Raw genomic sequence first — 13,766 nt, forward strand, 5'->3', positions numbered from 1 at the left:
TTATGAGACTTCTACTTTCTGTTGCGCTCGCTACCATTTTTGCTGGCTGCGCCACCCTTTCTCAACTATCGGTTTATACCGTATCCAATGCTGAACTAGAGCAAGTGCTTGATAGCCAGATAAGTACATTACAAAAAAAGACATCACTTGCCGGTATACCTTTGTTTTTAGATGTTGAGGATATGACCGCAACCATAGGCCCAGATGGCAGAGACGTGGTGCAGTTAGGCGCTATTGCTACAGCCCGGGTGAGCGCGTTTGGTTTGAACTATCCGGCTAAAGTCAGCCTGTCTTTAGAAGGCACGCCTTATTACGATAGCGAAGAAAAGGCGATTTTTGTGCGCTCGCTATCGCTGCTTGACAGCACCATTGATGCGGGCGGCTTTAAAGGTAACCTAGCCCCGGTGAGCGGCGAGTTTATGCAGCTTATTAATGGGTACTTGTCGACTAACCCAGTTTACCGATTAGATTCTACCAATAAAGCCGTTAGCTTACTGTCAGCGGTGCCATTGCAGTTGAGCGTAGAGAACGGTCAGCTTGCGTTAAGACCCAAGCAGTAAGCGTTGAGCCTTAACCTACAACAAAGGTTTAGAACGATAATGTTTCGTTCAAATGAGGTATTGTTGCTTCCCATCCCTTTTCTTTAATGGCGCTACACAAGGTTTGTTTAGCGCCCTCTTCACCATGCACCAAGTATATCTTCGGTGTTTTTTCGAAATGCGATAGCCAATTGATAAGCTGAGATTGACTGGCATGGGCAGAAAACCCACCTAAGGTATGGATTTGCGCGCGAATAGCAATATCCTCTCCGGCCATTTTGATACGCGTTGCGCCATCTACCATTTTTCGCCCCGGCGTGCCCATGGCCTGAAAGCCAACAAAAATTACATGAGATTGCTTGCGCCACAGGTTTTGTTTTAAGTGGTGGCGAATACGCCCGCCGTTACACATACCGCTGCCGGCAATAATTATTGCGCCACTCACCACTTTATTAAGCGCAATCGATTCTTCTGTAGAGGTGGTATAACTCAAAATAGGCAACAAGGAGTGTAAGCTTTGGTTGTGGCTGTGTGCTCGCTCGGCACTTTCTTCAATAGCGTCGAAGTCCTCTTCGTTGTACACATCTTGATAGCGATGGTAAATTTCCGTAACTGCAATGGCCATAGGGCTGTCTAAATACACTTTTTGATGGGTAAGTTTGCCCTGCTGATACAGCTCGCCCAGGCGAAAAATTATCTCTTGGGTACGCCCTACTGCAAATGATGGAATAAGAATGTTGCCGCCATTCTCACTGGCTTCAAGAATAACCTGTTCAAACTCATCGAGCGTCTCTTCCATTGAACGGTGATTGCGGTCACCATAGGTAGATTCAAGAAGTACCACATCGGCTTCAGTAACGATATCTGGGTCGCGAAGTAATGCAGCCTGTGAATTTCCAAGGTCACCAGAAAAGACCAACTTTTTACTCTGCCCATTTTCAGTGATAAATATTTCCACTATCGCTGAACCCAGAATATGCCCCGCATCGGCAAAATTAATTTCAACGTCTTGCGTGATTTTACGTTTGGTATGATAGCGAGTCGATTTACACTGCTTCATAACGCCGTCCACTTCTTCTTGCCGGTACAAAGGTTCGATGAGCGGTTTACCCGAGCGCTGGCGGCGTTTATTTTCCCATTCGGCGTCGCGCTCTTGTAAAGAAGCCGCATCCTTTAACAGCACTTCTATTAGCTCAACGGTCGGCCGTGTCATGTAAATAGGCCCGCAATACCCTTCTCGTAACAAAATAGGTAAACGGCCAGAATGATCTAGGTGTGCATGGGATAGAATAACAGCGTCAACTTGACTCACATCGATAGGTAGAGGCTCGTGATTTTTAGCTTCTTCATCTCGCCTACCTTGGTACAGACCGCAATCTAAAAGCAAAGTACTATGCTCAGTTTTTAGTAGGTGCATAGATCCTGTCACCCCCTCCACCGCGCCTAAAAAAGTTAGTGTTGCCATACCCGTTTCCTATAGACGCTTAGCGTCATGTTCGTCGGTTCGCGTTCGATATGATTAGCGTCGCTACATTATCCCTTGCTTACCCGTTGTGTATTTTGCAGTGTTAATTATTCGGCGCTTCCAGTTTCTAACGTAATTCGGCTTTGCGCGCCTTCATAAACGTATAGATAAGAGTACAATGCATAAATGCTGGTTTCCTTGTTCTTGGTCAATAAGCAATGGGAATAATCACGGCACGCAAAGCAACGTAAATGAAAGGTGATGTGAGTGACAGAACGTATTAAGACAATAGATGAGTTCGCAAAGCACGTAGACTATTCGCTGCTAGAAAGCTTAAATTGCGACCCTCAAGCAACCCAAGATGGTAACGACCACAACCCTCGTCAAGTTTTCTCCGGTCACTATGTGCCGGTTACTCCGACCCCATTAACTTCGCCCAAATATATTGCGCACAGCGAGACCCTGTTTGCCGAATTAGGGTTAGACGACAGTTTGGCAACATCTAAAGCGTTCACGCAGCTCTTTTCAGGGGATATGTCAGCAGTACCTGCACCTATGAAACCATTTGGCTGGGCAACCGGCTACGCACTTTCTATTTACGGTACAGAGTACACACAGCAGTGCCCGTTTAGAACAGGTAACGGCTACGGCGACGGCAGAGCAATTTCTATCGTTGAAGCAGTATTAAACGGCAAACGTTGGGAAATGCAGTTAAAAGGTGCTGGTCGCACGCCTTATTGTCGCGGCGCAGACGGGCGCGCCGTATTGCGCTCAAGCGTGCGCGAATTTTTAGTGCAAGAACACATGCACGCGCTTGGCATTCCGACCTCACGTTCGCTGAGCTTGTTTATGTCTGAATCAGACTCGGTAGACAGGCCGTGGTATCGCGAAGGGTCTCATTCCTATGAACCTGAAGTGATGGTAGAAAATATCACAGCGATATCCACCCGCGTTGCACCGTCATTTTTACGCGTCGGGCAAATTGAGCTTTTTGCACGACGTGCGCGCTGTGATGAACATGAACATGCACGGGACGAATTAAAAGCCATCGTGATGCACCTTATCGAACGGGAGTACGCGAAAGAAATTGATACAACTGCTCCGCTAGAAGAGCAAGTGATTAGGCTTGCTGAGCTATTTCGAGACCGATTAACCAACCTTGTCTCACAGTGGGTGCGCGTGGGTTATTGCCAGGGCAATTTTAATAGCGATAACTGCGCAGCCGGAGGGTTTACGCTAGATTACGGGCCATTTGGTTTTTGTGAATTTTTTGAAGCAGACTATCAACCATGGACAGGCGGCGGCCGCCACTTCTCGTTTTTAAACCAACCGATAGCGGCGCAAAAGAACTTTGATATGTTCTGTCGCTCACTGATGACTTTACTTGAAGAGAACAGTGCTCAGCTATCACAGCTTAACGCTATTAATGATGGCTTTTCCGGCGTTATGGAACGGGCGATGGAGAGCATGTGGGCAACAAAACTTGGCCTTGCGAGCTACGACCACGACTTGCTTATCAAGCTGCTGCAATTAATGCTGCGCACTGGCGTCGACTACAATATGTTTTTTAGAGAGCTATCGTCGATACCTGAAGATATGGCGAGTTTGACGAAGAGCTTTTACTACCCGCCTAAAGCAGAGGTGATGACAGAATGGGAGGCTTGGTTGCAAAGCTGGCGTGAGCGGATTGAAAAGGACGCAGAAGCACAGGGCAATCAAACAAACGCTATTGCTACTATTGCAGAGAACATGCAGCAAGCAAACCCTAAATTCACATGGCGTGAATGGCTTATCGTACCTGCTTATAAAGCCGCAGAGAAAGGTGACTTTACTCAAATACACGAACTTCAGAACATCCTCACCGCGCCTTATGATGAGCAATCAGAAGAGGTAGAGAACAAGTATTACCAACTGCGCCCACTTGAATTTTTCAGTGCTGGCGGTGTTGCACACTACAGCTGCTCTTCGTAATAAAGAGCAGCTTTAATTTAGTTTACTTACAAAGAGTCGATAGATTCACTAGGCTCAGTAAACCATACTGGGCCCTCGTCGGTCATATAGAAGTGGTCTTCTAAGCGAATACCGAACTCGTTTGGCACCACTATCATAGGCTCGTTACTAAAACACATGCCAGGTGCTAACGGATGAGGATTGTCTTTAACCAAATACGGCCATTCGTGAATATCCATACCAATGCCATGCCCTGTTCGATGGGGCAAACCCGGTAAATTATAATCTGGCCCTAAGCCGTCTTTCGCTAAGCTATCTCGGGCGGCTTTATCCACGTCACCACAAGGTACACCGACCTTTGCAGCGTTAAATGCCGCAAGCTGAGCGCGCTTTTCGCTTTCCCATAGTGCACGCTGTTTATCTGTCGGCTCACCGAAACAATAGGTTCGAGTGATATCAGAGAGGTAGCCATGTACTTTACAGCCAGTATCAATCAATACTAAGTCGTTTTTCTTTAATACTTGCGGGTCTTTAACGCCGTGGGGAAACGAGGTTGCTTTACCAAACAGCACAATGCAAAAATAGTTACCGCTGGCCCCCACTTTCTTATGCGCATCGTTAATAAATGCTTCAACTTCTGTGGTGGAAATACCTTCATAAAGCATACTGGCAGTGGCTTTGTGCACAGCAAGGGTCATGTCCATGGCCCGCTGAATTAGCGCAAGCTCATTTTCTGACTTGTGCATGCGGCAATGCGCGGTAACCTCTGAACCATTCACAATTTGCCAAGGTTCATTCAGCACCTTGGTAAACCCATCAACAATAAAAAATTGGGTAGATTCATCAACGCCTAATTTTATGCCACCCGCCGTATTGACGGTATTCAGAATAGACATGGCAAGTGCGTAAGGGCTTTCGTGCTCTTGCCAACCGATAATATCCCCTTCCACTACTTTGCGTTCGTTCAAAGAGTCAATTTCAAACGCAGGAGCTAGGTAAACAACGTTCCCCTCTGCGGGTAGAAGCGCCCCCACTAAACGCTCACTGGCGTACCACTGCATGCCTGTAAAATACGCTAAGTTAGTGCCCGCGTTTAAGTAAAGCGCGCCTATGTCATGCTGTTGCATGTAATGCTGTGCTTTGGCAATTCGGGCCTGATACTCAGCAAGAGTGATGGGTGTTAGGTCGCCTGTCATGTCGACAAGACTATCTAGTGCTTGTTGTGCTGTCTTTGTGCCGATAACTGTGTTCATCAAAGCCCGCCTTAGGTCTGAAATTTTAAAACGGGCTCACTTTACAACACTCAAAAATAATGTCGAGATAGCAGTCGCTCCCCCGACAATTCGTTTAGTTCTTGCGTATTAATTAGATTACACGCCTCACAGCTTGAACTTTAAAGCGCGCCTTTCCATGCCTTTTCAGGCAGTAAATAAAGGCCCTTTTCACTCTTCGCACCTTCATTGACGATAAAGCCTATACCAGCAGCCATAACCGCTAACGTCACGTCAAACGCATTGATGCTGTCGCCATAGCCCGCGGTTAAGTTAAACATAGAACCATCAGCCAGCAAATAAAGCGTTTTATCACCCAGTTTATAAGCATTTACATAAGGCATTGGCTCGCTGTGGGACGCGTTGTTTTTAAGGTACGGCACATCGATTTCTTGCGCTACATGACCTACGTTTAAAATAAACGCCCCGTCTTTCATGCTGTCCAGGTGTTTCGAATTTACTACGCCGTAGGCACCTGTTGCTGTGGCAATAACATCAGCTTGGCTAGCAGCCTCGTCTAAACCAACCACTGGCCAACCGTCGTATTTCGCCTGAAGCGCTCTTGCAGGGTCAAGTTCCGCTACTTGAACCTGTGCCCCAAACGCTTTAGCCGATGCCGCCACGCCCTGCCCCACTAAACCATAACCAATTACGACAACCAGCTTTTCGTGCAGCGTTAAATGGGTGGTTTGGAAGAAGGTTTGCCATGCACTTAGGCCCACCATGTGCCTGTTGTGAAGGCCTTCTTTTACAGGCAAATCGTCCCAGTTAAAGATGGGGTAATTGGGCGCCATACCGTTTAGTCGGTTAATGCCTGATCCCGTTGCTTCTAACCCCGATATAATGCTAGGGACTGGCTTGTTTGCTTTTACGTTTTCATGCAGTCGGGTAGTGAGGTCCGCGCCCATTTCACATAAATGGGTAGGCTGCCACGCCAGTGCTTTATCGAATGATTCAGACCAGTCAGCATCGCTCATATCACGCCATGCGTGGGCTGTTGCCCCTTTATCAACTAAGTAAGAAACCACATCGTCTTGCACCGTGGTAGGGTTGCAGGTAGTAAGGAATATATCGCAGCCACGTGACAGCAGCCCTTCAACTAAAGGCGCCATCTTTAAGTCTAGGTGCATGTTACAAGCAAGTTTTACGTTAGACAGGTCAGGTAAAGAAGCGATAGCGTGGCGAGTGCGCGGCATATGCAGGCTGGCCCACGTCAACTCTGCTTGAAAATCTTTGTACATGAGAGACTTACCTAGAAAAAAAGAAAACAGAATAATACGTGAGATTTCTGTTTTTATAAATCAGCGATTACTCTTTCCTCTCATTCCAAAGCACAACTTTATTTCGCCCTTGGGCTTTGGCTAAGTAGAGCGCTTGATCAGCCTCTTTTATCAAAACGTTTAGATCATCTTCTCCCGGGTACGAGCCAGAAACGCCAATACTCACCGTCACCCTAACCAACTTATTAATATCATGGCTAAATAGATGTAGCCTTAAGTTCTCTGCAATTTGCTTGGCGTAATTAGCCCGGGTATTGGGTAAAAACACCAAAAATTCCTCACCGCCCCAGCGAAAGGTTATATCCGACCCTCTCACTTGGCCCTTTATCTCTTTAGCCACGTTTTGCAGCACTTTATCGCCCATATCGTGGCCAAATTTGTCGTTGATACGCTTAAGCCAGTCTAAATCGATAAGTAAAACCGACATGTGTTTATTACTGCGTTTTCCTAATTCCCAAATGGGATAGACCAAATCTTCAAATGCCCGTCGGTTGTAAAGCGAGGTGAGCGGGTCTAATCGCGCATCTCGTTCGGCACTCAAGCGTGCCTGTTGTACTTGCTTGTAATTGAAGGCCAGAGAAATCGACAGCAAAGACATTTCTAAAACCATACCAATTTCGATACCGCGAAATGCCCATTTCGAATAGCTCACTAGTCCCCACGTAGCGAGACTTGATACCGTCGCGCCCCCAGTTCCACAGAGTACCGCAGCAGAAAAAACTTAGCCAGTGTATCGCCATTTCTGTAAGCAAAAATACCGATAGCTAACATCCAAAGTGAAATTGTAGTTAGCACGACAAGTTGTGACATAACAGCGAAAGAACGGCTACCGACTAAAATAATCAATACTGCCAGCGCCCCTAACCCTCCGTAAATGTACTTCCTGTTTCAGTAAAGCTTAGGTAAGTAAAGTTGAGTGTTGAGAAACTCAATGGTCAACCGTACGGCGCTAAAAAGGTAAAAGAACATTAGCGTGGGCATAAGCCCCTGCTGAAGGAATACAGAGTCAGACCATACCCACCAAAAACCGTGCCCCGTATAGGTGAAATTAAAAGCCAGAAAAGAAAGAAGGTACAAGGAATATAGTAAATACCTTCGCTCTTTTAGGTAGCTATATAAAACCAAGTTATAAACCAAAAGAATAACCAATGAACCGTAAAGCGCACCATAGAAATAGGCGTTTTCAGTAGACTTGTCGTTGGCGATGACGGGCTGGCCTAGATAAACCGGAATGGTCATGGGGTCTTGAGATGAGAACCTGAAAACAACGATAGTTTGTTGCTGGGTAAATCGATAAAAAACGGAAGGCATTCTAGCGCGCTCGGCCCGCGCGCTGTGTATTTGGTTATCGCCCAATGTAACGTGATGCTTTCTTTCGCCGTTTTCAAAGAAATACACGTCAATATCGTCCAACCAAGCGTTGTCTATTTCTATGACTAAAGGCAAGAAAGGAAAACTTTCTGATAGATTATGGGGATCGCTCGTTACGGGTTCACCGTAGGTATTGATATCAACAGGCAAAACACCCCATATAGTGTTGTTCGTAAACCCATAACTCACTTGCCCTGATGTGTTTTTAGTGAGCAACCGGCCTTCATATTTAGCCATAACCTCTTCGGCAGAGAGTGCACTGCCACTTTCCTGCAACATCCACAGCTTGTCATTAACTAGCTGCATCCCTCCTGAAGGGTCTATGCTTTTCGCATGCGCAAGTTTGCACAATAGGATGCTAATAACAACAAAACCAGCGAAGAAAAGAAAAGCTCTCATATATCTATTCTTTCTAATGTCGGGGTAATCTGCGGGACGATTCTCAATAACAGCAAACCTAACTCTTAATAAATATTAACTTACGCTTATTAAACACGTTTGTGAATACTTATTAATCACAAGATGTGGGCCACTGCGCATTTTTCTTGTCGTATCTTGAAATTTCTCTTATGCATCAAAGAAGAACGTTGGCATACTGTGTTATCACGCGCTGCACTTCAGTTCAGCTCCAGATCATTCTCTTTGAAATCCAATAAAAGGCCTGGTTCTTTTTATGCTCAGCTTTGTCACCAGTACGGCTTTGTTGCTTAATTCAGAGAGAAGACATGCCTGTCCTATAGTGCTTGATTCTTAAACGATATACTGAGTTTCAGGCATACCTAACCCTGTAAGCTTATTCAGCGCCTTGATCATAGCGTAAGTCTCGCCAACTTGAGCGTTGTAGTTTCTCAGGCTTAATTTCCCACCTAACAACTGTTTCACTCGATACATTGCTGTCTCTGATAGCGAGCGCTTGTGATAGCCGTACTGCTTTTTCCACATCTTGTTCGAGCCGTAAAGCTTCTGACAACCTACCGCTAAATTGCGAGGATGCCCACGTTCCCAGAAGGCTGCCCCTTCTCGTGGCGGGATAAGCGGAACCGCTCGTTTGATTCGTATAGCATCATAGCAACCCTTTGTGTCATAAGCACCATCACCTGATATCTCAATGATTTTACGACGTGTCTGCTTTAGCAAGTTAGGGAGCACTTCGGCATCGGTTACGTTAGACAAACTCAGCTCTGCTGCGACGATTTCGTGGGTGTGCGTATCTACTGCGATGTGCAGCTTACGCCATACTTTGCGCTTCCCATCAGTACCATGCTTCTTGACCTTCCATTCACCTTCGCCATAAACCTTAAGACCAGTAGCACCAATGGCTAGATGTTGTATTGGTCCTCTGTTTTTGGTTTTAAATGAAACCTCAACTTCCTTAGCTCGGCGGCTTATACAGGTGTAGTGTGGGCAAACAAGCGGGATGTTAGCCAGCTTAAATACTGAGTCTAGAAAACCTTGCAGCGCTCTCAATGGCATAGAGAAAACGCGCTTCACCATCAGTGCGGTAGTAATGGCTAAGTCGCTGAATCGGCGAGGTCTACCACGCTTGCCTTGTTTGTTTTGCTTCCACTCGACTATCGCTTCCTCATCAATCCAAAAGGTCAGAGAACCACGGTTAATTAAGGCTTTATTGTACTGCTTCCAGTTAGTTGTTTTATAACGAGGTTTAGGCATGAGGCTACGACGATTGATGGGTGTAGCCGATCAGATCGTCGCTTCTTGATTTAGTTCCATCGATTTAAGCAACAAAGCCTCGAACATGCTGAAAAAGATGATTTTTAAATCTGGATGTCGCTTCAAAAAAATCTTGGCTAAAACAAGGCCACTTTCATTTGAAAGGTTTATGTCTAGGATTAAGATCTCAATGTCACTACTGGCTAATAAACGATGGGTTTGCGCGCCGTTTTCAGCATCAAAAATACGACAATCAGGCATCATGGCGTTAAGCAATGCTTTGTAGCCCTCTCTTACCACGGCGTGGTCGTCTACAATGAGGATATTCATGCGACATTTGCGCCTAACATAGGCGGCTCTTTTCTAAGTGTTAGAGAGAGCGACACGGCAACTCCGCCTTCATCGGGCGATGCGACGCTACAATTTGCGCCAATACAGCGTGCCCGACTTCGCATTGACGACATTCCAATATTTTCTACTATATGATTTCCAAGGCCTCGACCATTGTCTTTAACTGTCACAGTGACGCTATGCGTATCGCCAAAAATTTGAATGCTAACCTTTGTGGCTTTAGCATGTTTAATTACGTTGTTAATGGCTTCTTGAACAAAACGATAAAGGTGGATGTCGCGCTCGGTATCCTCCTGATACCGCTTCAGGTTAATTGATACGTCCCATTGAGTGCCAGGTTGCGCTACTTCTTGTTCATATACTAAGCGCTCAAGCGATGCCTGTAGCGATACTCTATCTAGTACAAGAGGGTGAAGGTGAGCCGTGAGTTTTCTTATAGCGTCACTTATTTGGTGTGACATCACCTGCACTTTCTGAGCCGAAAGCTCTACCACCGAACGCTCTTTAGTGTTGACTAGAATATACGCATGAGCTTTTATCGTAGTCAGCAATTGCCCCACGTTGTCGTGAAGCTCCCTGGCTAAATAGTTTCGCTCTTGCTCTTGAAGTAGCGCCAATTGTTTGTCGATTTTAATCAGCTGCTTTTCTTTGGCATCTAGCGCGCTTTTTAGCTGCTGGAATTGGTTAATTACCCTGTTCATTTCAGCAATATCTGAGTGAGGAAGCGGCTGTGTGGCTTTACCTTCTCGTAACTTCGAAAGCGCGTCGCCAAGCTGTTTTAATGGCACAAGCCGCTGCCTGACGGCAATGCTTAATGTAAACAGTAGTAAAACAAATGTTGCAAAGAAAAGGCCTGCCACTAAAGCAAAAAACGTAAGGTTTTGGGTTAACTCCGTATTCTCGAAAGGAGTGACAATAAGGTACTGATTCTCTTTTATGGGGATAATAACGGGCACTAATACATTTTGCTGGTTAACGGTGTTTACTTGAGTTTGGTCTGTGCTCAAGCGCCCTGAAAAGTATTTGGAAGATAAATGAGGACTTGGCTTAACAATAGCCTCAATGTCAGAAACAGGTACATTGCGTCTGACCATTTCCCGCACTTGGTTAAGTGCGCCTGTCATTTCTTCTTCAATATTGTTTTGTATATGAAAATAAACAAGACAGGTAAAGAGTAAAAAGCAGCTAATGAAAACGGCCACTATCGCTGTAGATATTTTTGTAAAACCCGACATGACTGCCTCTGCAACCCCTTTAATACAGAGCCATGCTATACAGGCCGCGGTGAAAAGCACATCCTGCAATAGGGGCGAATTCATCCTACCAAGGTAGGATAAATGCCCCTTTAAATAGTGGAACGTAGGGCTTAGTCAGTTCGCTTAATCAATAAATCGCGATTGGTAACGCTCAACCTTTTCTTGAAGCCACTGCGTAAAAACTTGGAAACGGGCTTGAGAGTGAGTTTCCTTGTGCGTTGCCAACCAGAATGTGCGCTTAATGTGAATGTCGTTCTCGATTAGCCTAACTAAACCTGGCTGAGTTTCAGCCATAAATTTAGGCAAAATGCCTACGCCAGCGCCATTAATAAGCATTTGATACTGCGCGTTAATACTGGTGCTGCGAAGCGCACTTAACTGTGACAAAGCGGTCTCTTCAATGAACTTTAATTGCGGCGCGTACACCAAATCGGGTACATAGCTGACGAGGTTATACGATGTTAAGTCCTGCAATGTTTCAGGCTTTCGTTCTTTGATAAGTGACCGGTGAGTATAAAGATAAAGATTGTAATCGGTAAGCTTTTGAGTCACTAACAAGCCTCTACTGGGCTTTTCCAACAGGATAGCCATATCGGCTTCCCGCTTATTCAGATTTAAAAAACCACTGGTTGCTACAAGCTCAATACTTATGCCCGGATACCGCTTTTTAAAATCTGGCAGTAAAGGCGCTAAAAACCAGCTACCAAACCCTTCTGAAACGCTCACTCGAATAGTACCGGCTAAGTGTGAACGCTCATCGCCCAGTTCATTTTGCGCTTCTAAAAAATAATGCTCGGCTTTCTCAATATACGTGACCAACTCTGTGCCATGAGTGGTAAGTACATAGCCTTTTTTGGTTAGCTCGAATAATTTACAATTTAAAGAATCTTCCAGCTTTTTTACACGACGAATGAGCGTTGTAGGATCTACCTTCATCCCCTTAGCTGCAATAGCTACCCGCCCATTTCTTGCCAAACCAAGAAATAACCGCATGTCATCCCAATTCACTTAAGCACCTGCATTTTTACAGCATCATACTGCAAGTATATGTATTGCTATTGCAAACACAAGGTTTCAATATTGTTAAAAATTACAGGAGCCAGATCATGAGAAAGATTGTTCACTTTATTGCAGGTAAAGACTTTGAAGATAGCAGTGAAAATACCGCATCGGTATTCGCGCCTAATACCGGTGAAGTTCAGGCAGAAGTAAGTCTAGCCAATGCTTCAACGCTAAGCCACGCTATAGAGACAGCCCAAGCTGCACAAGTTGAATGGGCGGCCACTAACCCTCAGCGACGTGCTCGTGTCATGTTTAAATTTAAAGAGCTCGTTGAAGCCAATCGCGACCGTCTAGCGGCGCTGTTATCAAGTGAGCACGGCAAAGTGTTGGTTGATGCGCAGGGTGATATTCAGCGTGGCCTTGAAGTTATCGAGTTTGCTTGCGGCATTCCTCATGCGCAAAAAGGTGAATACACGGAAGGCGCAGGTCCGGGCATAGACGTATACTCAATGCGCCAAGCGTTAGGCGTTGTTGCCGGTATCACCCCGTTTAATTTCCCAGCCATGATCCCTATGTGGATGTTCGGCGTGGCCATTGCCTGCGGTAATGCCTTTATATTAAAGCCATCAGAGCGCGATCCTTCTGTTCCTATTGAATTAGCGAAACTTATGATAGAAGCGGGCCTTCCTGCAGGCGTGCTTAACGTTGTTCACGGTAACAAAGAAGTGGTAGACAGAATTTTAGATGATCAAACCATTAAAGCAGTAAGCTTCGTGGGTTCTTCTGATATTGCTAACTACGTGTATGAGCGCGGCGCTCGTGCAGGAAAGCGGGTTCAAGCAATGGGCGGCGCGAAAAACCACGGTATCGTAATGCCTGATGCCGATCTTGATCAGGTGGTAACGGACTTGGTAGGTGCTGCCTATGGTAGCGCCGGTGAACGCTGTATGGCACTACCGGTTGTGGTTCCTGTCGGCGATGAAACCGCCGAAAAACTCAAAGCTAAACTTATTCCGGCTATCAAAAACATCATGGTAAGCCATAGCGAAGATCCTAACGCCCACTATGGCCCTGTCGTTACCGCCGCCCACAAAGAGCGCGTTGAAAGCTATATCGACCTTGCGATAGAAGAAGGCGCAGAGCTTGTTTACGACGGCAGAACAAGTCAAATCCCAAGTGACAGCCACGGCTATTTCATCGGGCCGACGTTCTTTGATCACGTAACTAAAAACATGCGCTCATACCAAGAAGAGATTTTTGGCCCCGTGCTGCAAATGGTTCGCGCCAAAGATTTCAATGAAGCCGTTAATTTAGCAAGTGACCATCAATACGGTAACGGCGTTGCTATGTACACCCGAAACGGTCATGCAGCACGTGAATTTGCACAGCGCGTTAACGTGGGAATGGTAGGTATCAACGTACCAATTCCAGTGCCGGTTGCCTACCATACATTTGGCGGCTGGAAACGCTCAGCCTTTGGCGATACTAATCAACACGGTATGGAAGGTGTGAAGTTCTGGACCAAGGTTAAGACCATTACGCAGCGCTGGCCTGATGGCTCAGATACGAACGACAACGCCTTTGTTATTCCAACCATGGGCTAAGCGAGG

12 protein-coding genes are annotated in these 13,766 nt (G+C 45.9%); 3 read left to right on the forward strand and 9 right to left on the reverse strand.

The genetic code is table 11. The annotated features are described in order from the left end of the window. The first annotated feature begins 2 nt into the window (after positions 1-2). Entirely contained in the window at positions 3-560 is a 558-nt protein-coding gene (locus MADE_RS16000) for a YceB family lipoprotein (RefSeq protein WP_012519680.1), read from the forward strand. A gap of 28 nt (positions 561-588) precedes the next feature. Here the strand turns inward: MADE_RS16000 and MADE_RS16005 are convergent, their stop codons facing one another. Further along, positions 589-2,004 (reverse strand): MBL fold metallo-hydrolase RNA specificity domain-containing protein, encoded by a 1,416-nt coding sequence (locus MADE_RS16005; RefSeq protein WP_012519681.1) that lies wholly within the window; start codon positions 2,002-2,004, stop codon positions 589-591. Between the two features lie 267 nt (positions 2,005-2,271). Here MADE_RS16005 and MADE_RS16010 point away from each other — a divergent pair, with 267 nt between their 5' ends. Further along, on the forward strand, positions 2,272-3,975 hold the full coding sequence (locus tag MADE_RS16010; RefSeq protein ID WP_012519682.1) for a protein adenylyltransferase SelO: 1,704 nt from the start codon (positions 2,272-2,274) through the stop codon (positions 3,973-3,975). 26 nt (positions 3,976-4,001) lie between these two features. Here MADE_RS16010 and MADE_RS16015 read toward each other — a convergent pair whose 3' ends face one another. The 8 genes from MADE_RS16015 to MADE_RS16045 form a co-directional block, all read right to left on the reverse strand. Next, positions 4,002-5,207, reverse strand: coding sequence for a M24 family metallopeptidase (locus MADE_RS16015; RefSeq protein WP_012519683.1), 1,206 nt, complete (start codon positions 5,205-5,207; stop codon positions 4,002-4,004). A 140-nt stretch (positions 5,208-5,347) separates the two neighbouring features. Further along, on the reverse strand, positions 5,348-6,466 hold the full coding sequence (locus MADE_RS16020; protein ID WP_012519684.1) for an adenosylhomocysteinase: 1,119 nt from the start codon (positions 6,464-6,466) through the stop codon (positions 5,348-5,350). 67 nt (positions 6,467-6,533) lie between these two features. Then, entirely contained in the window at positions 6,534-7,157 is a 624-nt protein-coding gene (locus MADE_RS20970; RefSeq protein WP_232363069.1) for a GGDEF domain-containing protein, read from the reverse strand. 236 nt (positions 7,158-7,393) lie between these two features. Beyond that, complete coding sequence (locus MADE_RS20975; protein ID WP_232363070.1) at positions 7,394-8,275, reverse strand: 7TM diverse intracellular signaling domain-containing protein; 882 nt, start codon at positions 8,273-8,275, stop codon at positions 7,394-7,396. Positions 8,276-8,626: 351 nt separating this feature from the next. Beyond that, positions 8,627-9,547 carry an IS5 family transposase gene (locus MADE_RS16030; protein WP_012519685.1) on the reverse strand — a complete coding sequence of 307 codons (921 nt, stop codon included), beginning with the start codon at positions 9,545-9,547 and terminating at the stop codon, positions 8,627-8,629. Between the two features lie 30 nt (positions 9,548-9,577). Further along, positions 9,578-9,877: a response regulator gene (locus tag MADE_RS16035; protein ID WP_012519686.1), complete on the reverse strand. Its 300-nt coding sequence runs from the start codon at positions 9,875-9,877 to the stop codon at positions 9,578-9,580. After that, a complete protein-coding gene (locus MADE_RS16040; protein ID WP_041912957.1) occupies positions 9,874-11,133 on the reverse strand; it encodes a sensor histidine kinase in 1,260 nt (419 codons plus the stop codon). The genes MADE_RS16035 and MADE_RS16040 overlap by 4 nt, the downstream gene beginning before the upstream one ends. A 144-nt stretch (positions 11,134-11,277) precedes the next feature. Continuing rightward, entirely contained in the window at positions 11,278-12,162 is an 885-nt protein-coding gene (locus MADE_RS16045) for a LysR family transcriptional regulator (protein WP_023559883.1), read from the reverse strand. 98 nt (positions 12,163-12,260) lie between these two features. Between MADE_RS16045 and MADE_RS16050 the strand changes: the two genes are divergently transcribed. Further along, a complete protein-coding gene (locus tag MADE_RS16050) occupies positions 12,261-13,760 on the forward strand; it encodes a CoA-acylating methylmalonate-semialdehyde dehydrogenase (RefSeq protein ID WP_012519689.1) in 1,500 nt (499 codons plus the stop codon). Positions 13,761-13,766 lie beyond the last annotated feature (6 nt).

Source organism: Alteromonas mediterranea DE (genome assembly GCF_000020585.3).
In the GTDB taxonomy this organism is placed as follows: Bacteria; Pseudomonadota; Gammaproteobacteria; order Enterobacterales; family Alteromonadaceae; genus Alteromonas; species Alteromonas mediterranea.

Excerpts from the sequence above, each read along its gene's own strand:
- MADE_RS20975 (WP_232363070.1), bottom strand. The coding sequence starts at position 8,275 with ATGAGAGCTTTTCTTTTCTTCGCTGGTTTTGTTGTTATTAGCATCCTA.
- MADE_RS16015 (WP_012519683.1), bottom strand. The coding sequence starts at position 5,207 with ATGAACACAGTTATCGGCACAAAGACAGCACAACAAGCACTAGATAGT.
- MADE_RS16000 (WP_012519680.1), top strand. The coding sequence starts at position 3 with ATGAGACTTCTACTTTCTGTTGCGCTCGCTACCATTTTTGCTGGCTGC.
- MADE_RS16030 (WP_012519685.1), bottom strand. The coding sequence starts at position 9,547 with ATGCCTAAACCTCGTTATAAAACAACTAACTGGAAGCAGTACAATAAA.
- MADE_RS16050 (WP_012519689.1), top strand. The coding sequence starts at position 12,261 with ATGAGAAAGATTGTTCACTTTATTGCAGGTAAAGACTTTGAAGATAGC.
- MADE_RS16020 (WP_012519684.1), bottom strand. The coding sequence starts at position 6,466 with ATGTACAAAGATTTTCAAGCAGAGTTGACGTGGGCCAGCCTGCATATG.
- MADE_RS16040 (WP_041912957.1), bottom strand. The coding sequence starts at position 11,133 with ATGTCGGGTTTTACAAAAATATCTACAGCGATAGTGGCCGTTTTCATT.
- MADE_RS16035 (WP_012519686.1), bottom strand. The coding sequence starts at position 9,877 with ATGAATATCCTCATTGTAGACGACCACGCCGTGGTAAGAGAGGGCTAC.
- MADE_RS16005 (WP_012519681.1), bottom strand. The coding sequence starts at position 2,004 with ATGGCAACACTAACTTTTTTAGGCGCGGTGGAGGGGGTGACAGGATCT.